Annotated in this window: 1 pseudogene; it reads right to left on the bottom strand. The window is 46.5% G+C overall.

Annotation, left to right across the window (positions count from 1 at the left end):
* Positions 1 to 572 (bottom strand): annotated as a pseudogene (locus AB4585_RS25000) (glutamate--cysteine ligase); the annotation flags it as partial.

The raw sequence follows: 572 nt of genomic DNA, 5'->3' as shown, positions 1-572 counted from the left end.
CAGTCATCCATTGGGTCGGATTCTGTCAGCGCACACCAGGTCAGGAAAATATCAAGGAAGCGGATCTGACGCTCGCTAATGCCCACCGGGTTAAACGGGTTGACGTCTAGCGCACGGATCTCAATGTATTCAACACCGCCACGTTCAAGCGCTTCTGAAGGCTTTTCACCACTCTTGGCAACTCGTTTAGGTCTGATAGGTGCATAAAGCTCATTTTCTATCTGCAGAACATTGCTGTTTAACTGCTTAAATTGGCCATCTTCTTTAACGCCAATCTTAGAGAATTTTTCTGAAGGCTTACGAATCGCTCGATTCAAGCCTTCAAGATACTCACCGACGCTATTGAAGCTTATCTTTAGCTCGCTTTGCTCACTATTGGTATAACCTAGGTCACTCATGCGCAAAGAGGTCGCGTAAGGCAGGTACAAGGTGCCTGTGCCTTCTAGCTTTTCAAACGGCAGGTCTGTTTCGCGACCTTGAATAAAGGTTTCACAGATCGCAGGAGATGCACCAAAGAAGTAAGGGATCAACCAGCCAAAGCGATAGTAGTTTCGAATCAATCCAAAGTAAGC

Origin of the sequence: Vibrio sp. 10N.222.49.C9, assembly GCF_041474985.1 — a bacterium.
GTDB lineage: Bacteria > Pseudomonadota > Gammaproteobacteria > Enterobacterales > Vibrionaceae > Vibrio > Vibrio crassostreae_C.
The sequence above is the reverse complement of the archived record's forward strand: the minus strand, read 5'-3'. Positions and strand labels throughout refer to the sequence as shown.